The following is a 25,928-nucleotide window of genomic DNA, read 5'->3' on the forward strand; positions in this document are numbered from 1 at the left end:
GCCCCGCCTCGCCTGAACCGCACGCTGCCCCATCCCTTTCCAGCCAGCTCAGAGCTAAACAGGGTAAAAAAAGAACCTGACATCCTCTTCAAATCTACAATTTTGATATCAAAAATTAATCCTTGTCATCCGATATACATAGTTGTCCTTTCTCATCTCAGGAACTGGATTCACTTGCTTTAAGTGGGAAGAGAGAGGCACAGGATTGGATATCTATAGACAAAAAGGGGAAAGAGCCATGAAGCTACTGCGAAACTTATCCATCACCAGAAAACTGATGATCCTGATCCTGATCAGCGCCTTATCGTTAATCTCTGTTGGCATGACGGGATTGGCGTATATTACAAAAATGGCGGGGGACTCGGAAGCGATGTACAAAGACAGCCTCCTTCCGCTGAGTACGATCATGCAAATCCAAATTCAGGCCAAATCCAGTGACGCGGTGCTGCTTGAAATGCTAATGTCCAGCAGTACCAGAAAACATAAGGAGCTGCAGGAGGATCTGTCGGGATTACAGCAGGACGTTAGAGCAAAGCTGGCCGAGCTGCAGCAGAACAACCTGCGCAAAGAAGAGGCCGGGCTGATGCAGGAGTTGATGAATTACATCCAGGCCCTGGAGGAGAGTAGGGAGCAGGTTATGGCCTTGATAGCGGATGACAAGAAAAGCGACGCCTATCTGCAGTACCAGGCTCTTGTCGAGTATCGGGGAGACCGGGTCAATGCTGCGCTTGAAGAGCTGCAGCGCCTGAAGGTGGATTATTCCAGCGCGATCAATGAACGCAATCAGGACAATGTGAACCAGGCGATAACGAGAGTAATCTTGGCAAATATCATTACGCTGACGCTGCTCATCGTCATTGGATACACGATAGCACGGATGATCGTTAGACCGCTGAAGGAGGTTAGGCGGATGCTGACCATTGCCGAAACCGGAGATTTCACGGTAAAAGGACAATATCAATCCCGAGATGAGCTGGGGGAGCTCACTGCCTCCTTCAATCAGATGAGTGCCAAGCTTCAATCGGTGTTCGCTGCCGTTCAGGATTCCTCGATGCTGGTCGCTTCCTCTTCGGAGCAGCTTAGTGCAAGCGCAGAGCAAAGCTCTCAGGCTAGTGAGCAGGTCACCCTTACGATCCAGGAGCTGGCGGCGGGCACAGACCGGCAGGTGGAGATGATCGAAGATGCTTCCCATGAAATGAACACCATGACAGCGTACACCCGGTCCATTGCGGATCAGACGCAGCATGTGAAGAACGACGCATTGCACGCTTCTCAAATGTCTCACGAAGGAACTGCGGCCATTCAGGATGTCAGCGTCCAGATGGGGTCCATCTCGAGCAATGTGAACGGATTGTTTGAGGCAGTCCAAAGCTTGAGTACGCGGTCACTGGAAATCGGACAGCTGGTAGATATCATTTCTGATATTTCTTCCCAGACGAATCTGCTCGCCTTGAATGCATCTATTGAAGCCGCTCGCGCCGGGGAGCAGGGTAAAGGCTTTGCTGTCGTTGCCAGTGAGGTAGGCAAGCTGGCCGAACAGTCGGGCAAGTCGACAAAGCAGATTACAGACATGATCCGCCAGATCCAGCGAGATACGGAGCATACGATCGACACGATGAGAGTTACGTCCGGAGAGGTTCAGCAGGGCCTGCATGTTGTACACCAGGCGGGACAGACCTTCTATAATATAGAAAACGCCGTCGGCAATGTCGTTGGCCGTATTGAGGAGATCGCGAGCACCCTTTTGAAGGTTGCCGAAGGAATCCAACAGGTAAATACCCAGTTCACGGATGTAAGAGCCGTGTCCCTGAATTCGGCAGATCACAGTCAGGGAATCTCTGCCGCCGCCGAAGAGCAGCTGGCCTCCATGGAAGAGATTACCTCCTCATCCCAGGCGCTGGCCGCCTTGGCCGAGAATCTGCAGAAGCTTATTCAGCAGTTTAAGATTTAAGGCTGCAGCTGTCTTTGTCATCCTGTGGTCACCATGGCCCGAGCTCAAGCTTTCACTACAGTTCCAAAAAAGTGGTACAATCATGCTAGTGATGAAAACATCATACACCTTGAAAAACGTATGAAAGGGAGATGCTGCATGGCTGGCCAATTAGCACGAGCTCAAGTGGATGAAAAGACGACCTGGAATCTGCAAGATATTTATGAAACGAAGGAAGCCTGGACCCTTGAATTGAACGCTGTTCAACAAGAGGTATCGCGAGTAACCCAATACGAAGGGAAGCTGCATACAGGTGCAGCGGTGCTCTTGGCATGTCTGATTGAGCAGGAGCAGCTGCTGGCCCGAGTAAGCCGCCTCAACGCATACTCGGATCTGCATCTGGCGGGCGATAGTACGTGTACTGAGTATCAGATGGATGCCGCAAGGGCACGGGAAGTCGTCGCCAGCATACAGTCGGCGCTTTCCTTTGTAAACTCGGAAATTCTTGCGATGGATGAGGGCGTGCTGGACCGGTTCATCGAGGATGAGCCCGGTCTGCAGGAATTTTAGCGCAGCCTGAGGCTGCTGCTGCACAACAAGGCCTACCGGTTATCGCCGGACACCGAGAAGGTGTTATCGTCATTTCGGGAGGTGCTGACAGCCCCATACCAGATCTATGAGCGCGGCAAGCTGGCAGATATGAGGTTTCCTGATATAGAGAATGGACAAGGCGAGCAGGTACCGCTGTCGTTTGCCCTGTATGAGAATAAATATGCAGAGTCACCGGATACGGCACTGAGGCGACATGCTTTTCGCAGCTTTAGCCAGACCTTGTATCAGTACCGGAATACCTTCGCCGAGACCTATGCAACCGAAGTGAAGCGACAAGTCATTGAAGCCCGGCTTCGGGGGTATCCATCAGTGACCGAGATGCTGTTAACGCCGCAGCAGGTAACCAAAGATATGTATAATCAGGTGCTGGATGTTTTGCAGCAGGAGCTGGCCCCTCATATGCGGAGGTATGCGGCATTGAAGCAGCGGGTGCTGGGACTTCATGAAATGACGTTTGCAGATCTCAAGGCGCCCCTGGATCCGGATTTCAGCCCGGGTATGACGTATGAGGAAGCGGGTGAGCTGATTAAGGAGGCTTTGTTCATTCTAGGACCGGAATACGGCGAGATTGTGGAGGCTGCGTTTCGGGATCGCTGGGTCGATTATGCCGTCAACACGGGAAAAAGAACAGGGGCGTTCTGCCGCTCCATTCCAGGCATGCATTCTTACATTCTCATCAGTTGGACCGGCAGCATGAGGGGGGTATTTACGCTCGCCCATGAGGTTGGTCACGCCGGACATCTCATGCTGGGGGCGCGGTATCAGCGGATGACCAATGCCCGGCCTTCGCTTTTTTTCATTGAAGCTCCTTCGACAATGAACGAGCTGTTGCTGGCAGATCATTTGCTCGAGCGATCCGAGGATCCCCGAATGCGCCGCTGGGTCATATCGCAGCTGCTCGGAACGTATTTTCATAACTTTGTGACCCATCTGCTGGAAGGGGAGCTGCAGCGCCAGGTTTATGATCTGGCATCCCGGCAGGTTCCGATTACAGCTAACCTCTTGGGGGATGTGAAAGGGGGCATTCTGTCCGCCTTCTGGGGGGATGCTGTCAAGATTGATGATGACGCCAAGCTGACCTGGATGCGTCAGCCTCATTATTACATGAGCTTGTACCCGTATACCTACGCTGCTGGCTTGACCGCTTCTACAGCGGCAGCGAAGCAGATCCGGGAAGAAGGCCAGCCGGCCGTAGAGCGCTGGCTTGACGTGCTGAAGGCGGGCGGCTCCCGCAGCCCCTTGGAGCTCATGAAGATGGCAGGCGTTGACATGTCCCAGCCCGAGCCCATCAAGCACGCCGCTGCTTATGTAGGCTCACTCATTGATGAGCTGGAGCAGCTCTATTAAAGGATCTCTACTATAATACAGCCAAAATCCCCCCGCATCGAGGCTATGCGGGGGGATTTTGACGTATATCCAGAACCGTACTGCTGGATCTTCATCTTCAAGTACAAAAATATGTTGTTCGTTGCAGAATGATACGTTGTTATGAACTGCTGCTTGCAGATACAAATTGAAACATGCCGACCAAGAACAACAGCAAGAACACGCTGATCACGACAAGTATGACGACAAGTATGATGTTGCGGAGAAGCTTTGACCCGTCCGACTGATGTTCGAGCTGCTCTTCGATTTCAGCTAATCGTTCTCTCAGCTCCCGGATCTCATCCTCTTGTTTCATAAACAGCCTCCTTTGGCATTAGAACATGCTAACTTTTCCGCTATATAGTTTATTTTAACATTAAAGGTTGGGAGTGGCTATTAGCAGGAGGGGCTTATCCCGTTTAAGGAGAGAAGATGTACTATCTCAAGAAAGTTCTCAATGCATCATGGTTACTTTTGACAAAGCTTGGAACAGCATGGCAAAATGTTTATATATAATATGGGGAATTGTGGAAAACAGGGGGTGCCGTATGTCAGTGGCAGCAGAGAGCGATCAGGAATGGGTGCGTGAGATCGGACAGCGGGAGCTGTTTTTTCTAATAAATATGGTGGAGCATGGTGGGATAGCCGGATTTAGAGATCCGTATCCCGGTTACTTGCTTGATGAGCTTGAGGAAGAATGGGACAAGACCCGGCAGCAGCTGCAAGAGCGCGGGCTCCTTTCCGCGGGCAGGTCAGATCTGTTGATTGAACCTGTGTTAGAGGCTTGCTTGGCGGTGCTGGACAGTCCTTATGCGGTACGTCTGGAGTTGAAAAAAAGCGGGGAGTCCATCTACGATGCTTACCTTCATTTTTTGCCGCAGATGGTGGTCGAACGAGTGCAGACCGTAAATGGCGATGAGGAAGGGAACTCTATGGTTCGGCTGAGCGCTATTGCGAACCTGGAGCTGTCCTTGCCGCTGATTGAGCAAGTGTTTCCGGTTGAAGCCGCGGCACAAGGAGTGATCAAGCAGCCGTTTACGCTTCCGGTTGAGGCTTATGACATTTTGCTGAGCGGCAGTGATCAGGAGAAGGCGAGAACCTTGTCCACGAGGCTGAGTCCGGAGCAGGAGAGCCTGAAGGCTCTCATGAAGCAGGCTGAATTTCACGGGAGAATGTCCTTGATGCAGCGCAGCGGACCGGTGTGGCGCCAGCAGATCATTACCTGCGGTATAGGAGTGGACGGCGGCTGGATCGCTAGGCGTGACGAGGAGCAGGGCGTGCGGGTGGAGAATTATCGGCGCAAAAAACTAGGTTTAGCGGTGAAAACTCTGGTTCAGGATATGCTTGCATTACCCAAAACGAACTTCGGAGGTGAGGCGCATGACGAAGATCAAGATTAATCCGGAGCAGCTGGATGAGGCGGCTGCCCGCTTCTTAGCGTGCAGTCAGAGCAATCTCGATATGGCTGTGGAGCTCAAAGCAATAATCGATGGGATGTCCGGCGAATGGGAGGGCGTCACGCGAGAACGATTTTATCAATCCTACACGGGCTCGCATGAACAGCTGCAAAGTGTGTCCGAGACGCTGAAGATGATCGGAGAAGAGCTGAAGGCGATTTCGGGAAGGTTCCGGAGTGCGGATGAGAGCTCCTAGCAGACAGAGTTGGAAAGGGGAGGACCTATTTGTCGAGAATCATAGCGGACATTGCGGCACTGGAACGGGCGGCGTCCCATTTTGCGGCAGCGGGTCAGCAGCTTGGGCAGATTGCCGGGGAGCCGCAGAAACGAAAAGCCTCCATAGAATGGTCGGGCCGGGCTGAACAGAAATATTCAGTCGCATGGAATGAGAGTGAACGTACCTTACATCGCTTGACAGCACTAGCTTCGCAGATGGCGTCACAGTGCCAAGGTGTAGCCGAAGCGCTGCGCCGGGCCGATGAAGAGGAACGGAGAAGAGAACGCGAAGGGCGGTAAGCTGCACTTGGCGAGAAGTGAGGGAGGAGAGGGACGCTTGCGTATCATTGTGGATCCGGGAGAACTGGCAGACCTGCGGAACAAGATGAAAAATGCATCCCAGGATATCGAGCGCCTGGGCCGTGCGCTGGAGAGCACCTGGCGCAGTGTGGATTATGAAGGCTCGCAGCGGGGATCATTGGATGCGGCCTGGGCGGAAATGGCGGGGCTGTTCGGCAAGCTGGCTCAGCAGTATGAGGAGATGGCGGCATTTTTAAATAAGAAAAGCGAGGGATTTGCCGAGGCTGACGGGCAGGAAACCGGCTTCTCGGCCGGAAAGCTCCTGAAGTGGGCAGCCGTGGTCCTGGGAACGACGCTGGATTTTGTCCCCGTCGTCGGCAATGTCAAAGGCATTGTGGATGCGGCGGTGGGATATGATGTCTTTACCAAAGAAAAGCTGACGAACGTAGAGCGTGTCCTCAGTATGCTGGGACCGGCAGGCAAGACGGTGAAGAAGGGCTCTCAGCTGATTGGAATGATTGATGATGCAGCGAGCGTCTCCAAACAAGGAGAACGCGCGTCTGACGCTGCGCGCGCCGTCGACCGTGCCGGTGACTCAGCCAAGGCGGCGGACAACGCGGGTAATGCGGCCAAGACAGCAGATCAGGCCGGGGATGCGGCGAAGGCGGCCGATCAAGCAGGGGATGGAGGTACAGCAGTCGATCGTGCAGGCGATGCCGCCAATAGCGGCAAAGATGCTGCTGCGTCAGGACCGACCGTGGATGCTGCGCCGGGAGCTGCGAGGCATGGGGATGAGGCTGCAGCGGCAGCGGAGAACACTGCAAGACAAGTGGACGAAGCTGCCACAGGTACAGCGGGCTTGGCAGCCGCGGGAGGTGCCGGCGCAGCAGCAGGCATTGGAATGGCACGAACCCCGTATTCCGGCGTGTCTGCTGGCAGCCGGATCCAGAAGAAGGACGGCGTTAATCCGCGTTCCACAGCAGGGGACCCTGTCGATACCTCTACTGGAGCCCAGATTATTGAGCATCCGCTGCTGCATCTCAAGGGCGCCGAGGACCTGACATTCTCGATTTCCTATCATTCTCTGCTTAACGGCAGTGGAGCTTTGGGCCTGGATTGGAGCCATAACTACGAAATTCGTCTGGAACAGCCTGCTGAAGGCACATTAGAGGTTTGGTGGAGCAGCTTCCGCAGCAACACCTATCAGCGGGGAGAAGACGGCATATTCCGAAGCAGGGATGTGGATGTGCTTCATGACCGGATTATCCGGGCGGATGGAGGCTATCGTCTCGTCAGGAAGGATCAAAAAGTCCTGTTATTTAGTGCTGAGGGCCAGCTGAAGGAGATCCGGAATCCGGCAGGCCAGATACAGCGATTGTCTTTTGATACACAGGGCCGTTTGCTTGAAATCAAGGATGCCTTGAGCGGCAGATCATTTCAATTATCTTATAGTGAAACAGGATTACTTCAATCTGTTGTCGATCCGCTGGGTTATACCGCGTTCTTTCTCTACACAGCAGGACGGCTTACAGATATCACGCCCCCGGATCACAGCCTGATCAGCTGTGCATACACACCCGAAGGACGTTTATCCTCGATGCGAAGCGGAGAGGGCATCGTTTATTTTGTGAACGAATATGACGATGAAGGACGTGTGGCCCGCCAGAAGGATGCGCTGGGACAATGGTGTTCTTTTGACTATGACGAGGAGAGCCATCCGGGTTGGATCATCACGACCTTTACGAACCGGGAAGGCGCAACCCGGGTGTTTACCCACGACGACCGGTACCGCCTGATTGCACTGCAGGATGAGCTGGGACATGTCACTCGGTATGAATATAATGAGCAGGGGCTCTGCACTTTGGAGGTGGAGCCGGACGGCAAAGAGAGCATCTATGTGTACGATGAAAAGGGACGGCTTACGGAACGACGCATGAATGGACAGCTTCGCGACCTTTACCGGTATAATGAATTCGGTTCCTTGATTTCTTACATTGACGGTGAAGGAAACGCCATTGATTTCGAGTATGATGAGCATCACCGCCCAGTCCTGCGGAAAGACTCCGAAGACGGCCTCATTCGGATCAGCTATAATGAGCAGGGGCTTATGCAGACGATGGAGGATCAATCCGGGGCAGTGACCCGGTACTCCTATGACGCATTCGGAAACCTGGTGACCGTTACGGATCCGCTTGGATGTATGACACGCTATGAGTACGATGCTGGAGGACGCATCACCCAGGTGACCGATCCTGCCGGCGGCGTGATCCGTCAAGCCTACAATGTCAGCCATCAGGTGGTTTCGGTAACCGATCCGCTGGGTGCCGTCACTACATACGACTATGATAAGGAGGGCGCGCTGCGAAGACAGATCGATCCGCTCGGCCATGCCCGGTTGTACAAGTATAATGCGGCAGGAAACCTGATCGAAGAACAAGATGAGCTTGGGCGTACGGTTCGTTATCGGTACGATAATGAAGAGCGCGTCATTCAGGTTGTTCATACGAACGGCGCTTCCACTTGTTATGCGTATGATGGGGCGGGGCGTCTTTTGCAAAGTACCGATCCATCCGGTGTAGTCACCCGTTATCAATATGATGCGGCCGGCCGTGTAACGAAGGTTACGGATGGCGAGGGATATGCCCTGCGCTCTGTGCGATATGACAAGGACGGCAATCCGGCAGCTGTGGTGAACGCGCTGGGGCATGCGGTGAACTACCGTTTTAATCGGCTGGGACAGATTCTAGAGAAAGAGAACGCGAAGGGCGATATTACAGCTTATGCGTATGACGGCCTATCACGCCTGGTGCGGGTGAATCAGTGCGGCCAAGAGAGCAGCCGGGCTTTTACCGCAGCAGGACAGCTGGCAGGCTACCGCGATGCGGCCGGAAATGAGACCAAGTTCCGCTACGATATGGCCGGCAGGCCGACAGAGGAGATCACACCGGCAGGCACGCAGCTAACCTATGACTATGATCCACGAGGATTTCTCATCCGCCGCCGCAGTGCGCGCGGTATCGTTACCACCTATACGCCGGATGCGGCCGGAAGGCTGCATAAGCAGCAAGACGGGGCCGGTACGCTGGAACATCAATATGATGCGGCCGGGCGCCTGATCACCATCAGCGAAAGCACAGGAGACGGCACAGCAGCCACGATAGAGAAGCGCACCTACGATTCACTGGGCCGGGTAACTTCTTATACCAATGAACGCGGCCAGACCATCCGTTACGAATATGACGGGCTTGGAAATGTGTCCGTGCTCCACTACCCGGACGGCAAAAAAGTCACGTACCGCTACGATGCAGCGGGGCGGATGACCGAAGTGCGTGACTGGAAGAAGCGGGTGACCGCCTACAGCTATGATGAAAGGGGCCAGCTGGTCCGTACGGACCGGCCGAACGGTACCGCAGAGCTGCGGGCCTACGACAAAGAGGGTCAGTTGATCTCCCTGCTCGACACGGGCGTAAAGGGACGGCTACTGCAGCAGTACCGCTATTGTTATGACGCCGCAGGGCTTCTGATCAAGGAGAACGAAACCCGGTATGAGTACAATAGCTGGGGAGCACTCACTGCGGCAAACGCCAGCCGGTACACCTACGATGCCTCCGGAAATATGACCTGTATGGAAGAAGGCGATTCCCAGATACGGATGTCCTATGCAGCAGACAACCGCCTGAGAAGTGTGAACGGCGAGGACGTTGCCATGGACGAAGACGGCAACCTTCTCCGAGGGCGGCTGCGCGGACGAAGCCAGGATTTTGTCTACGATGCCCGGGACCGCCTGGTCCAGGCCGGCAGTATTACGTATGGTTATAATGCAGAGAACGAGCGGACCTGGATGAACGTGAAGGGCCAGACCACTCTTTATGTAGTGAATCCGCATGCAGAGTACAGCCAGCTGCTGCTGGAGACCGATGAGGCGGGCAGAGTGAGCGCCGCCTATGTCTACGGTCTCGGCCTGATTGGCCGCGAGAACGCAGACGGGCGCTACCAAAGCTACCATTACGATCTGCGCGGCAGTACGACACGGCTCACAGATGAAGAAGGCGACGTCACCGACCGCTACACCTATGGCGCCTTCGGCGAACTTGTGAAGCATGAGGGCACGACCCGCCAGCCGTTCGCCTACAACGGCCGCGATGGTGTACAGACTGACATCAACGGCCTTTACTACATGCGCGCGCGATACTATAACCCGGACATCAAGCGGTTTATGAACCGCGATGTGCTGCGAGGAGAAGTGAGCCTAGGGCTCAGCATGAACCGCTTCGCGTATGTAAACGGCAATCCGGTGACGTTTGTGGACCCGCTGGGGCTGGATGCGATTCAGGCGGGGAAGAGTAAGGGTAAGGGTAAAGTTGATGATTTTGCTAAGGAACCTTTCTTACCAGATGAAGCATATGGAAAAAATCTTCCTAAGTTTGTTGAACCAGGAACTAAGAGTCTCAACAAGTATGATGAATTTGGTAACCTTAAACAAACTAAGTATTATGATGATTATGGTAGAGAAAAAGGTTGGGTTGACTTTACAAACCATGGGTATCCTTCAAACCATAGTGTTCCACATTGGCATGAAGTTCAATGGAATGAAAGATATCCAATAGGTGGATACAAGATTGACCACCGTATGGATACTAACATACCGTTTAAGTAAAAGAGGTGAAATTATGATTAAATTTCAATATTCTGATGGGAATAACAACAGTGATTTTATCAAGGGATTAATTAATGTTATATCCAGAGAACAAAACAATATATATTGGGGGGTAGGAGATTTAGATATTATACCAAGATATTCTGGAGACTATCCAGGTTCTGGCACCCATAAAAATAAAGAAATTGCATGGAAATTCGGGGAGAAAGTTGAAAATGAAAAAATAGTATTTTTAGAGGGAGCAACTCTTTATGAAGTTCTGGACGATACTCAAACAATTAGGAGAGGGGTATTTGTTTGCTTTTTCAATAATTACCCCTATGATTATAACTTTCGTCCAAAGGTGGAAGTTACAGAGGTTAATACCATTCAACATTCCTTATCGCATTTAGAAATAAGAATTTTAGATGGTGACATGTTTTTCATCCTAACCAAAGATAAGAAGATGATTAGTAAATTAGAAAATGAATATCCCGAATTTCTTCTTGATTAATCAATACCAAAAAACCTTGATTGGCTAATTGCCTTTCAAGGTTTCTTTTTTTTTGGTGGGGCTACCTAGTGCCGAGTAAACCAATTTTTATTAAAAGAATAAGGATAATCATCGTAAGCCCTATATGATGTTTTAACAAATAATAACGTACACCCTATATAACCTAAGTTCCCGGAATTTATAACGAGGGAGGCTCTACTCCCAGTGCTCGAAATAAATCAGCCTGTTTTTGCGTTACCTCGCCCAAGATTCGACCGTGTCCAGGCGCTTCAAACCGCTCTATTGTGTCTAATTCATCCAGCAGCCCTTGCATTGTCCAGGAATCAAAGAGTCCGGCATCTTGCATGCGTTTCTTGACATAAGAAAGGTAAATAAGTGCAATAAATTCGACAAATAGCTTGCCATTTAGTGAAGTTTCCGAAGAAACTTGCATTCTGCGGAAATTCAGTCGCTCTTTCAAATTGCCAAATGCCTTTTCTACGATGTCCTTGCTGCGGTACAGTGACAATGCTTCATCGGGAGCTTTGACTTCATTGGAGAGCAAGGCAAAGTAGCCATAGTTTTGAGCCGCCTCCAGCATCTTGTCCTCTCTCGGTACAATCCTGCGGCCGCGCTTCGGGGTCTCGGTCACTTCGAAATACTTGGTGTAGTCCTTGCGGCAATGCTCGCGCAGATTGCCTTCCTGCAGATCTCGGTGCAGGCTCGTCAGATACTCATTCATATCCGCTTGGTCTCTGGCTGCTTTCTCCGGATTGTAATAGAGCAGGAGATAGGCTCGGCGCGTCTCTTGTAAGATATCGCCTTTGTACGGCCTCTCTTGCTCGTAGGCCCACTCGATTCTTTTGCAAATGCCGTAGGTGCCATACTGCGAATAAAAATTCGACCAGAGCTTGAGCCGCTCCCGTTCCTCTTCCAGATGTGCTTTCACGTAGGAGAGATTCAGTTTGACGCCGATGATAAATTTTTGATGGTTCTGATACAGATGATCCACATTTCGCTTGCTGTAAAAGCCCCGATCCAGTACAACGTTTACTTTCTTGTAGCCCATGATGTGGAACTCTTGCATGAGTTGCCGGACCGTCTTGACGTCTGTCACATGGCCGGGAAGCTTTCGGTAGTAGAAGGGCAGGCCCGATTCTTCGCCAAAGAGCAGGGCCAGATTGATTTGCGGCAACCGGTCATGCTCCTTGTTCTTTCCCTTCTTCACTTGCTTGAGAATCTCGGAGTAACTGGAAATCGTGGTAATGTCGAATGCCCAGTACTCCTTTTCGATGCGTCGTCTGCCTTGTCTTTCGAAAAAGGCCATGCGCTGCGCCTCTTCAATAGACTGGAACAGTTCGCTGCTTCGCTGCGAAGGAATGTCTGCTCCACAGGGATGAATATGCATGCGCTGCCAGTGAGAAAAGCGGCTGAGCGAGTTGTTTTCTTCCAAGATGAGATAGTAGGCGATAGACAGAAGCTTCTTGTAGCTGTCCGGGAAACACGCCTTGAGATCCGCTTCAACGCCAGTTTCCTGGCCGATTTGATCGAACAGGTAGGTTGCGCCGTAAAAACTGCGCAGAAAACCGGTAATTGGTACGGGGCCGCGCTTCTTGGCAGGGGCGCCTGACTCTGCCTCCGGCTCTCTCCGATACGCTCGGGTGGACACAATCTCTCCTGTCTTGGGATCGACTTTCCCGATGAGCGTCCGTTTTGCCCGAGACTGCTGTTTTTCTTTGTCCCAGTAGGGCTCGTTATTGTAGGCATAGGTAATGCCTGTCTTTTTATTCGTTTGATAAATGATAGCCATAATGAACACCAACCTCGTTACACATTTTATATGTATGACGAGGTAAAATCAACCATTTTTTTTAAGGAAACTCCTTGTCACTACGCGACTTTTTCGTTCAGCATCGTTACACAATCCGGGAACTCAGGATATAATGAAATTCAAATCGAATAAATAACCTGAAAATTATTAGATACTACCATTCTCAACCTCTAATACCCTACCTTTGTTTTCTCCCTCCCTTTTTAAATTTTTCGCAACTTTTACGTACATAGAACGATTACTAGCGTGAGTCTACTCCACCTTAATTAACTCCTGAATGTCGATGTCTAACACTTTGCATACTGTTTCTAATGTTGATAGATAAACCCTGTCCACATTGTCTGAACAAAGATGGCTTATTGTATTAGGGCGAAGCCCTGTCATTCGCGCCAATTCACGTTGTGAAAGGTCACGTTCTTTAAGGATTTCCTTGAGTTTGATTGAAATTGGCATGGTATTTCCCTTCCCCTTCTTCATGTTACTTTTACGATACACAATAAATTTGTATCGGTAAAGGGGTTGATTGTATCGCTAAAGCCGCATACAATGAATTTATATTAAATATAGCGGCTAAGCGTTACGTTAATCTCGATTTGCGTAACGGTGAGGGGGAAATGCCATGAATGTTATCGGTTATATTCGAGTTTCGACACAAGGACAAGCAAGGGATGGATACAGCCTTGCTTACCAAGAAGATGAAATCAAAGCATATTGTCAGGCACAAGGATACACGCTTTTACGCTTGTTTAAGGATGAGGGTATTAGTGGGGCTAAAGTCGATGAGGAAGCGTTAGAAGTGGACAGATTAGGCTTTCAGGAGATGTTGGAGTATCTCTCCCGCCAAGAGGTGAATTATGTTGTCACACTGAATACAAGCCGTTTATGGCGGTCAGACATAGTGAAAGTGTTAGTTCAACGAGAGTTGAAAAAGTATGGAGTGGACATTCGGAGTATTGAACAACCGCAATACAGTATCCATAAGAAAGACCCTAGCGATTTTTTAATTAATGGCTTAATGGAGTTATTAGACCAATATCAACGATTAGAAATCTCACTAAAGCTAGGGAGAGGGCGAAACAAGAAAGCCCAACAGGGCGGTTATGCAGGAGGAAATGTCGCATTAGGCTACAAAGTGGAGAGAGGTAAGAAAAGGCTTGTCATAGATGACAGACAAGCCAGAACCGTTCAAAGAGTTTTTGACCTAAAGGAACAGTATCCTTCATTGACATTAACACAACTTGCAGAACAACTGAATGCAGAAGGACACAGAACGAAACAAGGAAAATTGTTTACGAAAGTCCAGATCAAACGGATTTTGGATAGAAAAGCGTTTTATAGTGGGTTATACCGCTATGGTGAAATAACAGTAACTGGCAAACATCAAGCCATTTTATAACGGTTAACAGATAGAGGATGGATAGGCTTTCGTACCCTTGCGAGTCTCTAGGAGACTAACGCTCGACCTAAGGTTGCCGACATTCTCTGTCTTGCTTTAATCGTTTAAATCCAAAGTAGGGGTGAGGTTTTCTGATGAAACGAGATAGGCATATTTATATAGGGTTAGATTTACACAAGTTCCAACATACAGCGGTGATATTGAATTGTTGGCATGAAAAGCTAGGGGAAATGACAATTCAAAACAAACCAATAGCTTTTCCTAGTTTATTAGAATATGTGAATAGGTATCTTACAGAAGACTTGACCCCTGTATTTGGATTAGAAGATGTGGGTGGTTATGGACGAGATTTAGCGTTGTATCTGATTGGACAAGGCTATATTGTCAAATTCGTTAACTCTTCTTTATCCAATGCGGAACGAAACAGCTATGCGATGACACAAAAGCATGATAGTTGGGACGCTCAATGTGTCGCAGATGTTTTAATTCGCAAGCTACCTTTTTTACCTGACGCTGCACCATCGGATATTCATTGGATAATCGCTCAACTTGTTGGAAGAAGAAACGCTTTAGTGAAAGCCCAAACCGCTTTGAAAAATCAACTTCATATGCAATTAAACTATCATTATCCAAGCTACAAGGATTTCTTTTCAGAAGTGGATGGGAAAACAGCACTAGCCTTTTGGGAAAGCTATCCTTCACCTTCACATTTGGAGGGGGCAACCATAGAGGACTTACGCAAGTTCCTATTAGAAGCAAGTAATAATGCTTGTTCCACTAGAAAAGCAGAACAGATACTATCGCTCGTTCAAACTGATGGAGAGGTAAAGCGTAAATATCAGACATCTAGAGACTTTATTATTCAAAGTATAGTGCGAGATATCCGTTTTAAAAAGCAGGAAATCAAGAAGGTAGACAAAGAGTTAAAGGTCACTATTCAGACGTTAGGTATGCAGCTTGAACCCATGCCAGGGATTGATACCGTTACTTCATCCGCTTTAATTGCAGAGATTGGTGACATACACCGCTTCGCTAACTCTGATAAACTAGCAAGATATGCAGGGATAGCCCCTATCAGAATGGGTTCGGGCGGTAAAGAAACGATGAAGAAAACGAAACAGGGCAATAGAAAGCTATACGATACCTTTTACAACCTAGCTGTTCAACAAGTACAGGTCTGTAAAGGGAGTAAAACACCTCGTAACCCTGTCTTTTACGCTTACTATAACCGTAAGCTAAGTGAAGGGAAGTCTAAGTCACAAGCCCTTCTCTGTATTATGAGAAGGTTAGTCAGAATTATCTATGGTATGATGAAAAATAAGAAGGCATATATCATGCCAGATCAACCTGAAACAATAGCTAGTTAACTAATATGGGTGGTGGTTCAATAACTGCCACCCTTACATAAAGTGCATTTTTAGATATTCCTAAGGGTATAGGACAAACTACTCAAAACAGGCATTTAGAGAAGCAAAGAGGTCTGCTGGTATACCAACCTCATCTCAACATAAAACTCATAAGTATGTTTATGATAAACAATATGAAAACCGAACTGTATATGAATTTGATGTTAATGGTAAAAAGAAGTATATAATAAAGCATACTGAAGATAAATTTGGAAGAGGACCACATTTTCATGGTGCTGATGATATAAAGGGAAGTCCTTTTGATAAGGGAAGATATAACCAGTATCCTGGACATTTCCCTGAAGACTTTGGTGGTTTTAAGGGGAGGATTAAATGACGATAGAGGATAGAAAAGAAAAGATTAAAGAATTACAGATAAAGAATAGAAGAAAAAAACTGGAGAATGATATCAAAAGTAAAATAAATGAAATAACTATAGAAGGTTTTATGGGAATTGAAGACACAATAAAAATTAGTAGAAATATCTATAAAAAAATAGACCTAATTTCTAACAAAACTCCAATTCCCAAACAACTTAAGTATTCTAAGCAATATCTATTATCATTAGAAAATCAATTTAAAGCACTAAATGATAAAACAATGTTATTGTTTCATCAACAAGACAGAGAAACTGGATTACTAAAAATTCCTTTACATGATTTTTTCATTGATATAGATACATTACTAGATGTCGTTGGTTTTGCAAAAGATTATAGAGATTTATTATTTGTAGATGAAGGATTAAGTTTAGGAATATGTATTGAACGGTTTGAATATGAAAACTCGTTCATTGTGTGGGGGGGCAATTAACTAGAGAAAGATTATTTAATTGAAGTTTATACTGTTAGATAGTTTAATGTGAGCGGCTAATACTATGTTAGCCGATATTTTACGCTCTCGATGCCCTGACTCATGATATATTAGATCCAAGAATAAGCAAGGTGTCTACACACCTGAAATAAGAGTAGAACTATTAAATGCGATTAGAAAGAATAGAGAGTTGTATCCTGAATTATTTATTAAGCAAGTGGGTGGAGTACATGGATGTGAAATCAGAATTAAATAAAATCTACACAAATAGACTTTTACAATCTCAAGAAGAAATAGACGCATTTGAAGAAGCATTAGGTAATCTCATTGGTTTAGAGGATAAATCAGTCATTACCGAATTATGTATGGTATGAATCGGCTACACTTAGTTGGACAGGAAAATTAGGGGCTAGTAGAATGAAATCATCACAATGAGGAGCGGATCTACTATGCCAAGAGAAAGACGTACATTTACAGCAGAATTTAAGAGACAAATGGTTCAGTTATATGAAAATGGGAAAACCAGAGCAGCCATTGCAAATGAGTATGAGCTCAGCCCATCTGCGCTAGATCGCTGGATCAAACAATCCCAAACCTCAGGCTCGTTTTCTGAAAAAGACAATAGAAGCGCAGAAGAGAATGAACTTATTGCGCTTCGAAAAGAACTTAAACAACTTCGAATGGAGAATGACATTTTAAAGCAAGCCGCGCTGATCATGGGACGAAAGTAAACATCATTAAACAAAATAGTGATAAATACTCGGTATCAGCAATGTGTAACGTCCTACAAATCCCTAAAAGCACCTTTTACTATGAAGTAAGCGAGAAAGAAAGCGAAGACGAGAGCATTCTTACGAAGGCGATCGTAGCGATCTTTCAAAGCAACCGCAAAGTCTATGGGACACGGAAGATTAAAACGAAACTCCAGGAGCAAGGATACACGGTTTCCAGACGCCGTATTGGGCGGATTATGAAAGAGCAAGGTCTTGTGTCCACGTACACGATTGCTCAGTATAAGCCGCATAGAACGGCTTGTAATGATGCAAACACAGCCAATGTATTGAAACGTGAGTTCAACCAAACAGAAGCAAAACGCTTTGTCGTCAGCGATCTGACGTATGTAAAAGTCGGGCACAAGTGGCATTACATTTGTGTACTGGTCGACTTATTCAACAGAGAAATTATTGGGCACAGTGCAGGTCCGCGTAAGGACGCTGCTCTAGTTTCCCGCGCCTTTGCCACAGTAGAAGGCGATTTGAGCGACATTCAGTGGTTCCACACGGATCGTGGAAGTGAGTTTAAAAACCAGGCCATGGATACGTTGTTAAAGACCTTTGACATCGGTCGTTCGCTCAGCATGAAGGGCTGTCCTTACGACAACGCCGTTGCTGAAGCGACTTACAAAGTAATGAAAACCGAATTCATTAACCAGATGTCGTTCCAGAGTCTCCACCATCTAAAGCTAGAATTATATGATTATGTGAACTGGTTTAACAAACACCGGGTTCATGGTTCACTAGGTTACATGACACCCGTTCAGTATAAAGCTGCGGCCCTTAAAAAAGTTGTCTGATTTACTGTTGACAGTCCAGTATTCGACGATGATACTGAACAATATGAAATAATGTTTGGATTAGTACATGGCATAGAGTACCTCTATAAAGAAAATATGGAAGAGGGATTGTATTTAATTGCTATAGCTGTCCCAAGTGTTATTGATAGGGCAAGAGAATGGATGGAAGTTTTACATTACAGAATTTTAAATCATGAACAAGTAAGAAAAGTATACGGTAGTGTGCTATCTAAGCTGGATGACAATTCAAAAGAGACAATAATAAACTTACTGTGGGATATAAAAAGTGAAGACCCAGATATGTTTAGCAATTCTGTAGATGAAGTATTAAAAGCAATATAATTAAAAAACCACCTTAAAGGGCTGTGGTCAAGGTCCCATTTAGCAGACATTGAAAAAAGCCCTAGGCTGTAAGCTGGCGCCGGTACTCAACCGGTGTCAGCTTATTTAGTTTTCTCTGTGCTCTGTGCTCTTCCCATGTTATAAAAGTGAATGTATTCCTCAATTCGCCTGTGTGCTGCTTACCACAACATGCTGCCAAAGGTTGGTGCCCGAATCAGCATGTCATGCAGGGGCAATTGTTACGACAACGCCTCCACCCAGAGCTTCTTCTCACATCTGAAAGGGGATGTGTACTGGCTTGCTTGATCGCTGTGAACGATCAGATCAGTTCAGGATAGCGCCAGTCACGTCCAAAGCTACCATTACGATCTGCGCGGTAGTACGACACGGCTCACAGATGAAGAAGGAGACGTCACCGACCGCTACACTTATGGCGCCTTCGGCGAACTTGTGAAGCACGAGGGCGCGACCCGCCAGCCGTTCGCCTACAACGGCCGCGATGGTGTGCAGACTGACATCAACGGCCTCTACACCATGCGCGCGCGATACTATAACCCGGACATCAAGCGGTTTATGAACCGCGATGTGCTGCGAGGAGAAGTGAGCCTGGGGCTCAGCATGAACCGCTTCGCGTATGTAAACGGCATCCGGTGACGTGTGTGGACCCGCTGGGGCTGGATGCGATTCAGGCGGGGAAGCGTAAGGGTGGGGGTAATGCAGCCAAGCAAGCTATTAAGCAAAACGAAGTTACTACTTATAAGGATTTTGTTGATAGGTCAGTTGTCGGGGATAATTTAGAAGGGCATGAAGTTTGGTCTTGCTACTAATAGATTATCTACTGAAGCATCGAAAAACAATCCAGTAATCGCATTAGAACGTGAACAACACAAGGTTATAAATCAGGCACAAAGAGGTATTGACGCTGCCAATCAATTACCATTAGATAATATTATAAGTAATTCTAAAATTTTGCGAGATGCCGGTATTTCAGAAGATATTGTAAACGATATTACAAATAAAGCGTTAAATCATATGAAAAATACTTTAAAATAAGGAATGATAAGATGGAACATGAATTGAATCGGTTAATGGTGAAGTTAGAAAAATCAATTATGAAAGAGGACTTTATTGATGTTACTTACGATATTGTTGAAGAGATAGAAGAAAGGGGAGATGCCTTTGAAGCTATTCAACCCATTTTTAAGTTGATGGAAAAATATTCAAGTGTAAATTTCGGTAGTCCAGGACCGCTTGTGCATTTTGTTGAGAAGTTTTATAAAAATGGATATGAAGAAAAGCTGGTTGAATCTCTTAAAAGACAACCTACACAACATACTGTTTGGATGTTAAATAGAGTTATCAATGGTTCTCAAGGGGATAGAAAAGCATATTTTATAAATGTACTGGATAGTATTATTGCGTTTCCTAACCTCGATGATGAAATAGTATCACTTGCAAGTCATTTTAAGTCTCTACATGAATAAGAAGTTAAAACCTTGATTGGCATTTTGCCTTTCAAGGTTTCTTACTTTAATGCCTATATTAAATCAGCTGATATTTGAGTGAGACAATAAGAAAATGCTTTGTTTAAGAATCGAGAGTTCATGATGGTTGTACCATCATGGAGTATCGTTTCAATACATGGAGGAACTAACAAGAATGAGAAAATGGGCGAGATGACATTTTACATGGCAGGGGTAGTTATGACATGGAAAGGCTAATTGAATCGGCTACACTTAGTTGGACAGGAAAATTAGGGGCTAGTAGAATGAAATCATCACAATGAGGAGCGGATCTACTATGCCAAGAGAAAGACGTACATTTACAGCAGAATTTAAGAGACAAATGGTTCAGTTATATGAAAATGGGAAAACCAGAGCAGCCATTGCAAATGAGTATGAGCTCAGCCCATCTGCGCTAGATCGCTGGATCAAACAATCCCAAACCTCAGGCTCGTTTTCTGAAAAAGACAATAGAAGCGCAGAAGAGAATGAACTTATTGCGCTTCGAAAAGAACTTAAACAACTTCGAATGGAGAATGACATTTTAAAGCAAGCCGCGCTGATCATGGGACGAAAGTAAACATCATTAAACAAAATAGTGATAAATACTCGGTATCAGCAATGTGTAACGTCCTACAAATCCCTAAAAGCACCTTTTACTATGAAGTAAGCGAGAAAGAAAGCGAAGACGAGAGCATTCTTACGAAGGCGATCGTAGCGATCTTTCAAAGCAACCGCAAAGTCTATGGGACACGGAAGATTAAAACGAAACTCCAGGAGCAAGGATACACGGTTTCCAGACGCCGTATTGGGCGGATTATGAAAGAGCAAGGTCTTGTGTCCACGTACACGATTGCTCAGTATAAGCCGCATAGAACGGCTTGTAATGATGCAAACACAGCCAATGTATTGAAACGTGAGTTCAACCAAACAGAAGCAAAACGCTTTGTCGTCAGCGATCTGACGTATGTAAAAGTCGGGCACAAGTGGCATTACATTTGTGTACTGGTCGACTTATTCAACAGAGAAATTATTGGGCACAGTGCAGGTCCGCGTAAGGACGCTGCTCTAGTTTCCCGCGCCTTTGCCACAGTAGAAGGCGATTTGAGCGACATTCAGTGGTTCCACACGGATCGTGGAAGTGAGTTTAAAAACCAGGCCATGGATACGTTGTTAAAGACCTTTGACATCGGTCGTTCGCTCAGCATGAAGGGCTGTCCTTACGACAACGCCGTTGCTGAAGCGACTTACAAAGTAATGAAAACCGAATTCATTAACCAGATGTCGTTCCAGAGTCTCCACCATCTAAAGCTAGAATTATATGATTATGTGAACTGGTTTAACAAACACCGGGTTCATGGTTCACTAGGTTACATGACACCCGTTCAGTATAAAGCTGCGGCCCTTAAAAAAGTTGTCTGATTTACTGTTGACAGTCCAAATAAACTAACGAGAATGACAAAGCTCGTGGCGATAAACAATGGCTAACGTAATAAGGCGTTCTTACTCAGCGTAGGCTTATAAATTTTAGGTTGTATTTTTACAAGAGATGGTCTTATAATACTCGCTATTCGTTTAAAAGCGTTACATAAACTGTTATTTCCGTAACGGGAGGGTGAAAAGTTGAATGTTGTTGGGTATATACGAGTCTCCACTCAAGGACAAGCAAGAGAGGGATATAGCTTAACATTTCAAGAAGAAGAAATCAACGCATACTGTGAAGAACAGGATATTAATTTGATACATATTTTTAGAGAGGAGACGAAGGGATTAGTGGCGCATAACTAAAGGAAGAAGCACTAGAAATAGACAGGGTGGGCTTACAAGAAATGTTGGCTCACCTTTCGTCTGTCCAGGTTAATTATGTGGTAGCTGGATAGTTGGACAGGCAAAGTTATAAAGTAATTGCTAATGATTTTGGTAATGTATTGTTCGATTTTATTATGCAAAAAGTGCAAGAAGTATAAACCGCCTGAGAAGTGTGAACGGCGAGGACGTTGCCGTGGACGAAGACGGCAACCTTCTCCGAGGGCGGCTGCGCGGACGAAGCCAGGATTTTGTCTACGATGCCCGGGACCGCCTGGTCCAGGCCGGCAGTATTACGTACGGTTATAATGCAGAGAACGAGCGGACCTGGATGAACGTGAAGGGCCAGACCACTCTTTATGTGGTGAATCCGCATGCAGAGTACAGCCAGCTGCTGCTGGAGGCCGATGAGGCGGGCAGAGTGAGCGCCGCCCATGTCTACGGGCTCGGCCTGATTGGCCGCGAGAGCGCAGACGGGCGCTACCAAAGCTACCATTACGATCTGCGCGGCAGTACGACACGGATCACAGATGAAGAAGGCGACGTCACCGACCGCTACACCTATGGCGCCTTCGGCGAACTCGTGAAGCACGAGGGCACGACCCGCCAGCCGTTCGCCTACAACGGCCGCGATGGTGTACAGACTGACATCAACGGCCTTTACACCATGCGCGCGCGATACTATAACCCGGACATCAAGCGGTTTATGAACCGCGATGTGCTGCGAGGAGAAGTGAGCCTGGGGCTCAGGCTCAGCATGAACCGCTTCGCGTATGTAAACGGCAATCCGGTGACGTTTGTGGACCCGCTGGGGCTGGATGCGATTCAGGCGGGGAAGCGTAAGGGGACAGGTAAATATCAAGTTGGAGCATATAAAGATATTAGAGGAGTAGAAGGACTTGATGCCCATCATGCAGGACAGAAGGCAGCAATGAAGAAGCTAGTAGATAATTATGATTTTAATACGGCACCTGCAATTAATGTGCCAAAGGTGGGGCACACCATTAAAGGACCTAATGGAATAGTTTTTAGAAGTACAAAAGGAATAGATAATCCTAGACAGTTATTGGCAAGAGATATTAGAGAACTTAGAAGAGTCTATGATGACATACCGAATTCTGCTTTAAATAAACAAAAAAATGTATCTAGAAATGAGGAAGTAAAATGAATGATATTTTTGTTAAATCACTTTATGAGACTATTGTTGAAGAGAACCTACAACTATACAAGAACTTGTATGAAACGACGAATGTTACTTCTAAAACAGATGATTATTGGAAAAAAACTATTGGTTTTTACGATAGTTTAACTGACGAAAATAAAGATACTTTAATGAGAATAATTGAACAAACCATGATTGATACCATTTCAAACATGCTAGGTGTAATTGATGGAAGCTCAACTTTAAATGATTGTTCGTTAGAACCCAAATTACTGCTTGATTCTAATGACACAGAAGGAGAACTACAAGATTTGTTTTTAGAATTCATAGAAGAAAGAGATAGCAACAGCTAATTCAAATTTTGATTACAGAGGTTCCCATTAATAGCCCAAAAGATGATTATATAGTTTAAATGAATTTTATAACCTTGATTGGCTAAATGCCATTCAAGGTTTTTTTATGCTTTAATTTTCTTACGATTTAGTCAGCCAAAATTTATTTGGTAGCGTCAAGAATTTTGTGTAAATAGAAAAACCTTGTCTTGTAGATGTCGCGTTTAATCTGTGGTTGTGAACATAGCCTGTAGTTCAGCCCGAGCCTGGTCAAAGCCGGTATGGCATCGGGTTGCGAAACGTTGGTTGTAGCCCTCAAACTGTGCAACCAAAAACTTCTCCAACGCTTTCTCGTGCGGGAATTGCTCTTTGCGCTTGGTGTATTTCTTAATCTGTATGTTAAATGACTCGATGAGATTCGTAGAGTAAATACTTCTCCAGATGGACTCTGGAAAGCTGTAGAACGTGAAGATATAGGGGTTTTCCTGCAGAGATTTCACAACCTTGGGATAGCTGGATTTCCGGTGGCAATTTTTAATGCGAATTGTTTTTCCGTGTAGTTACCGTTAACTGCTCCTGAGTCACTACCTCCGTGCCCTGCGCGGCAGTACGACACGGATCACAGATGAAGAAGGAGACGTCACCGACCGCTACACCTATGGCGCCTTCGGCGAACTCGTGAAGCACGAGGGCACGACCCGCCAGCCGTTCGCCTACAACGGCCGCGATGGTGTACAGATTGACATCAACGGCCTTTACACCATGCGCGCGCGATACTACAACCCGGACATCAAGCGGTTTATGAACCGCGATGCGCTGCGAGGAAAAGTGAGCCTAGGGCTCAACATGAACCGCTTCGCGCATGTAAACGGCAATCCGGTGACGTTTGTGGACCCGCTGGGGCTGGATGCGATTCAGGCGGGGAAGAGTAAGGGGACAGGTAAAGAGTATAAAAAATATAAATTTGTGGAATATAATGGAACAACAAGGGTTAATGGAGAAGAAAGAGATATTAGCAGACGGGTTTTTCAAAGGGTTGATATCGATTATAAGAGAATAGATCCTGATACTGGCAAGACAAATTTTCAATTAATGAAAAAAAGGTAGAGCACCAATTTGGAAAGATGGAACGGTTATAGAGCTTCATCATTTAATCCAAAGAGAGCCAGGATCAATGGTAGAAATTCCTGCAAGTATGCATGATGAATATAATAAAATTTTGCATGGTTTGGTGGAGAATGGTGGGAGCTTTAGGAATGACCCTGTATTAAAAAGCAATATGACAACTTTAAAAGTAAATATTGGAGATGGAGAGCTAAGCAAATAGATAAAAGTGAATTGTAAAAGGAGGAACCTTGATTGGATAAAGAGGAATTAATAAACTTTATTAATGAACATAAGGAATCAGATGACTTTACAGGTGGAGTAGATGAAAGTCAAATTAAATCAATCCAAAATGAGCTAGGGGTGGAATTACCAGAAAGTTATAAGTGGTTTTTAACTACCTATGGTTCTGGTGGGGTATTTGGAGTTGATATTTTAGGAGTGGCTAAGTCAAATAGAGCTCCTGTTGTTGTTAATACAAAGAGATATAGAGATTTAGGAATGGACAAGGATTTAGTAGTTATTGAAGATGCTGGAGAATATGCTTATTGTCTATATATCAGTGAAATGGAGAATAATGAGTGCCCGGTAATAGCGTGGAATAGACCAGGGGGACTTGATGACTACAATACAGCAAAGGATTTTTATGAGTTTTTATCACAAAGGTTGTTGGATGCAAAAGAAGCATGGGAAGAAGATTATTAAGATAGATAAATAGAAAGAAATTATAAATGAGATTGCTGAAAATCAAAAACTCTTGTTGGTTGTACCATCAAGAAATTATATGGCAATTTTTTTATAAACAAATTATCATTATGCGAGAGATGGCATTTTAATCTAATGAAGTATTTAATATAGATAACTATAAAGCACTTGATTGCCTATTAGGTAACAGGTGTTTTTCGTTTTTTAATGAGACATTTATGCTTTGGATAACATGAATGTTGCTTTACTGAAATTCATAGCTCATGAAGGTAGTACCATCATGGAGTATTGATTTATATTTGGATTTTGTGAGAAGAACGCTAAATAGACGAGATGACATTTTACATGGCAGGGATACTTATGATATGGGCTGGTTAAAAAACTAACGATAATGACAAAGCTCGTGGGGATAAAAGGTGGGTTACGTAAGAAGGTTACTAGTTTAGTAGCAGTGCAGACAAAAATTGTGTTGTATTTTTACAAGCACAAAACAGCCTATAAATTACCAATAGTGCAAGATAAGGAAGTAGGGTGATAAAATGGCTGGTTTTTTTATTTTAGCTTTTAAGATTACAACATAGGGTACGGGTAACTTTGCTAATAAGAATTTTGCTTCTAGAGATTTACTAGAGTCTCATTTTGAAAAACATGCAGTTAAAAACAATGAATTTCATGGTGCTTACAATAATGCAGATCAATATATGCAAGGTGCTAGGGATGTTATGAGCAGTGGCACAAAAGTAGGATATCAATATAAAGGTGAAACTCGAACAGGTTACGTGAAGTTTATGGGTAACTCTCGTAAGGGGGAAGCAAAATTTGCGTTTGTAGGAACAAATGCCAATGGTAATGTTACAACATATCATGTAAAACGCGGTGAGGATTTATGGAAATTGCTAAATAACAATAAACGGAATAACACAATTAACCCTTTGGAATAAGGAGGTAGC

The 25,928-nt window shown here is 46.0% G+C and carries 25 protein-coding genes and 4 pseudogenes; 25 read left to right on the plus strand and 4 right to left on the minus strand.

Translation table 11 applies throughout. The features are described 5' to 3' along the window. Nucleotides 1-238: 238 nt before the first annotated feature. The gene (locus E6C60_RS04470) at nt 239-1,951 is read left to right on the plus strand and encodes a methyl-accepting chemotaxis protein (protein WP_138224729.1); all 1,713 of its coding nucleotides are present in this window, start codon (nt 239-241) and stop codon (nt 1,949-1,951) included. 138 nt (nt 1,952-2,089) lie between these two features. Further along, nucleotides 2,090-3,889 (plus strand): annotated as a pseudogene (pepF, locus tag E6C60_RS04475) (oligoendopeptidase F). A 139-nt stretch (nt 3,890-4,028) separates the two neighbouring features. On the opposite strand, the gene E6C60_RS04480 reads toward pepF, so the two are convergent. Continuing rightward, on the minus strand, nt 4,029-4,223 hold the full coding sequence (locus tag E6C60_RS04480) for a hypothetical protein (protein WP_138224730.1): 195 nt from the start codon (nt 4,221-4,223) through the stop codon (nt 4,029-4,031). Nucleotides 4,224-4,455: 232 nt separating this feature from the next. Here E6C60_RS04480 and E6C60_RS04485 point away from each other — a divergent pair, with 232 nt between their 5' ends. From E6C60_RS04485 to E6C60_RS04505, 5 genes are read left to right on the plus strand one after another with little or no spacing between them, the layout of a single operon-like run. Continuing rightward, complete coding sequence (locus E6C60_RS04485; RefSeq protein WP_138224731.1) at nt 4,456-5,307, plus strand: hypothetical protein; 852 nt, start codon at nt 4,456-4,458, stop codon at nt 5,305-5,307. After that, on the plus strand, nt 5,288-5,560 hold the full coding sequence (locus E6C60_RS04490; protein ID WP_138224732.1) for a WXG100 family type VII secretion target: 273 nt from the start codon (nt 5,288-5,290) through the stop codon (nt 5,558-5,560). The genes E6C60_RS04485 and E6C60_RS04490 overlap by 20 nt, the downstream gene beginning before the upstream one ends. Before the next feature lie 29 nt (nt 5,561-5,589). After that, complete coding sequence (locus E6C60_RS04495; protein ID WP_138224733.1) at nt 5,590-5,880, plus strand: WXG100 family type VII secretion target; 291 nt, start codon at nt 5,590-5,592, stop codon at nt 5,878-5,880. Then, nucleotides 5,843-10,537: an RHS repeat-associated core domain-containing protein gene (locus tag E6C60_RS04500; RefSeq protein ID WP_138224734.1), complete on the plus strand. Its 4,695-nt coding sequence runs from the start codon at nt 5,843-5,845 to the stop codon at nt 10,535-10,537. Before E6C60_RS04495 ends, E6C60_RS04500 begins: the two co-directional genes overlap by 38 nt. A 13-nt stretch (nt 10,538-10,550) precedes the next feature. Further along, nucleotides 10,551-11,030: a hypothetical protein gene (locus tag E6C60_RS04505; protein WP_138224735.1), complete on the plus strand. Its 480-nt coding sequence runs from the start codon at nt 10,551-10,553 to the stop codon at nt 11,028-11,030. 178 nt (nt 11,031-11,208) lie between these two features. Here E6C60_RS04505 and E6C60_RS04510 read toward each other — a convergent pair whose 3' ends face one another. Continuing rightward, complete coding sequence (locus E6C60_RS04510) at nt 11,209-12,819, minus strand: IS1634 family transposase (RefSeq protein WP_138224736.1); 1,611 nt, start codon at nt 12,817-12,819, stop codon at nt 11,209-11,211. Nucleotides 12,820-13,092: 273 nt separating this feature from the next. Then, nucleotides 13,093-13,293: a helix-turn-helix domain-containing protein gene (locus E6C60_RS04515; protein WP_138224737.1), complete on the minus strand. Its 201-nt coding sequence runs from the start codon at nt 13,291-13,293 to the stop codon at nt 13,093-13,095. A 166-nt stretch (nt 13,294-13,459) separates the two neighbouring features. On the opposite strand from E6C60_RS04515, the gene E6C60_RS04520 reads away from it, so the two are divergent. From E6C60_RS04520 to E6C60_RS04590, 14 genes and pseudogenes are all read left to right on the plus strand, one after another. After that, on the plus strand, nt 13,460-14,236 hold the full coding sequence (locus tag E6C60_RS04520; protein ID WP_138224738.1) for a recombinase family protein: 777 nt from the start codon (nt 13,460-13,462) through the stop codon (nt 14,234-14,236). Between the two features lie 134 nt (nt 14,237-14,370). Continuing rightward, complete coding sequence (locus tag E6C60_RS04525; protein ID WP_138224739.1) at nt 14,371-15,603, plus strand: IS110 family RNA-guided transposase; 1,233 nt, start codon at nt 14,371-14,373, stop codon at nt 15,601-15,603. 121 nt (nt 15,604-15,724) lie between these two features. After that, nucleotides 15,725-15,979 (plus strand): HNH/endonuclease VII fold putative polymorphic toxin, encoded by a 255-nt coding sequence (locus E6C60_RS21580; RefSeq protein ID WP_138227625.1) that lies wholly within the window; start codon nt 15,725-15,727, stop codon nt 15,977-15,979. After that, nucleotides 15,976-16,452: a YxiF family protein gene (locus tag E6C60_RS04535; RefSeq protein ID WP_138224740.1), complete on the plus strand. Its 477-nt coding sequence runs from the start codon at nt 15,976-15,978 to the stop codon at nt 16,450-16,452. The genes E6C60_RS21580 and E6C60_RS04535 overlap by 4 nt, the downstream gene beginning before the upstream one ends. Before the next feature lie 230 nt (nt 16,453-16,682). Next, on the plus strand, nt 16,683-16,826 hold the full coding sequence (locus E6C60_RS20835; protein WP_217496380.1) for a hypothetical protein: 144 nt from the start codon (nt 16,683-16,685) through the stop codon (nt 16,824-16,826). 57 nt (nt 16,827-16,883) lie between these two features. Continuing rightward, nucleotides 16,884-18,025, plus strand: a protein-coding gene (locus E6C60_RS04540; RefSeq protein ID WP_407669130.1) for an IS3 family transposase whose coding sequence is annotated in 2 segments (ribosomal slippage) — nt 16,884-17,148 and nt 17,148-18,025 — 1,143 coding nt in all. Because the reading frame shifts where the segments join, the coding sequence is not laid out codon by codon here. 30 nt (nt 18,026-18,055) lie between these two features. Then, a pseudogene (locus E6C60_RS04545) lies at nt 18,056-18,367 on the plus strand (Imm30 family immunity protein); the annotation flags it as partial. Between the two features lie 450 nt (nt 18,368-18,817). After that, nucleotides 18,818-19,021, plus strand: coding sequence for an RHS repeat-associated core domain-containing protein (locus tag E6C60_RS20840; RefSeq protein ID WP_175415195.1), 204 nt, complete (start codon nt 18,818-18,820; stop codon nt 19,019-19,021). A gap of 150 nt (nt 19,022-19,171) precedes the next feature. Continuing rightward, nucleotides 19,172-19,420 carry a hypothetical protein gene (locus E6C60_RS04560; protein ID WP_138224743.1) on the plus strand — a complete coding sequence of 83 codons (249 nt, stop codon included), beginning with the start codon at nt 19,172-19,174 and terminating at the stop codon, nt 19,418-19,420. Nucleotides 19,421-19,431: 11 nt separating this feature from the next. Continuing rightward, a complete protein-coding gene (locus tag E6C60_RS04565) occupies nt 19,432-19,851 on the plus strand; it encodes a hypothetical protein (RefSeq protein WP_175415196.1) in 420 nt (139 codons plus the stop codon). Nucleotides 19,852-20,149: 298 nt separating this feature from the next. Beyond that, nucleotides 20,150-21,291, plus strand: a protein-coding gene (locus tag E6C60_RS04570) for an IS3 family transposase (RefSeq protein WP_407669130.1) whose coding sequence is annotated in 2 segments (ribosomal slippage) — nt 20,150-20,414 and nt 20,414-21,291 — 1,143 coding nt in all. Because the reading frame shifts where the segments join, the coding sequence is not laid out codon by codon here. 201 nt (nt 21,292-21,492) lie between these two features. Then, a pseudogene (locus E6C60_RS04575) lies at nt 21,493-21,740 on the plus strand (recombinase family protein); the annotation flags it as partial. Nucleotides 21,741-21,850: 110 nt separating this feature from the next. Then, entirely contained in the window at nt 21,851-22,843 is a 993-nt protein-coding gene (locus E6C60_RS21265) for an RHS repeat-associated core domain-containing protein (RefSeq protein ID WP_233281140.1), read from the plus strand. Continuing rightward, nucleotides 22,840-23,190 carry a transposase gene (locus E6C60_RS04590; RefSeq protein WP_138224745.1) on the plus strand — a complete coding sequence of 117 codons (351 nt, stop codon included), beginning with the start codon at nt 22,840-22,842 and terminating at the stop codon, nt 23,188-23,190. The genes E6C60_RS21265 and E6C60_RS04590 overlap by 4 nt, the downstream gene beginning before the upstream one ends. Nucleotides 23,191-23,393: 203 nt before the next feature. On the opposite strand, the pseudogene E6C60_RS04595 reads toward E6C60_RS04590, so the two are convergent. Next, nucleotides 23,394-23,690, minus strand: a pseudogene (locus tag E6C60_RS04595) (transposase); the annotation flags it as partial. Nucleotides 23,691-23,787: 97 nt separating this feature from the next. Here E6C60_RS04595 and E6C60_RS21270 point away from each other — a divergent pair. The 4 genes from E6C60_RS21270 to E6C60_RS04615 all read left to right on the plus strand — a co-directional run bounded on the left by E6C60_RS21270 (nt 23,788) and on the right by E6C60_RS04615 (nt 25,919). Continuing rightward, nucleotides 23,788-24,276: an RHS repeat-associated core domain-containing protein gene (locus E6C60_RS21270; RefSeq protein ID WP_407669149.1), complete on the plus strand. Its 489-nt coding sequence runs from the start codon at nt 23,788-23,790 to the stop codon at nt 24,274-24,276. Nucleotides 24,277-24,322: 46 nt separating this feature from the next. After that, nucleotides 24,323-24,496 carry an HNH/ENDO VII family nuclease gene (locus tag E6C60_RS21110; RefSeq protein ID WP_233281212.1) on the plus strand — a complete coding sequence of 58 codons (174 nt, stop codon included), beginning with the start codon at nt 24,323-24,325 and terminating at the stop codon, nt 24,494-24,496. Between the two features lie 32 nt (nt 24,497-24,528). Continuing rightward, entirely contained in the window at nt 24,529-24,978 is a 450-nt protein-coding gene (locus tag E6C60_RS04610) for an SMI1/KNR4 family protein (protein WP_138224747.1), read from the plus strand. Between the two features lie 722 nt (nt 24,979-25,700). After that, nucleotides 25,701-25,919: a hypothetical protein gene (locus E6C60_RS04615; protein ID WP_138224748.1), complete on the plus strand. Its 219-nt coding sequence runs from the start codon at nt 25,701-25,703 to the stop codon at nt 25,917-25,919. The last annotated feature ends 9 nt before the right edge of the window (nt 25,920-25,928 follow it).

The organism is Paenibacillus algicola (genome assembly GCF_005577435.1).
Lineage (GTDB): Bacteria > Bacillota > Bacilli > Paenibacillales > Paenibacillaceae > Paenibacillus_AQ > Paenibacillus_AQ algicola.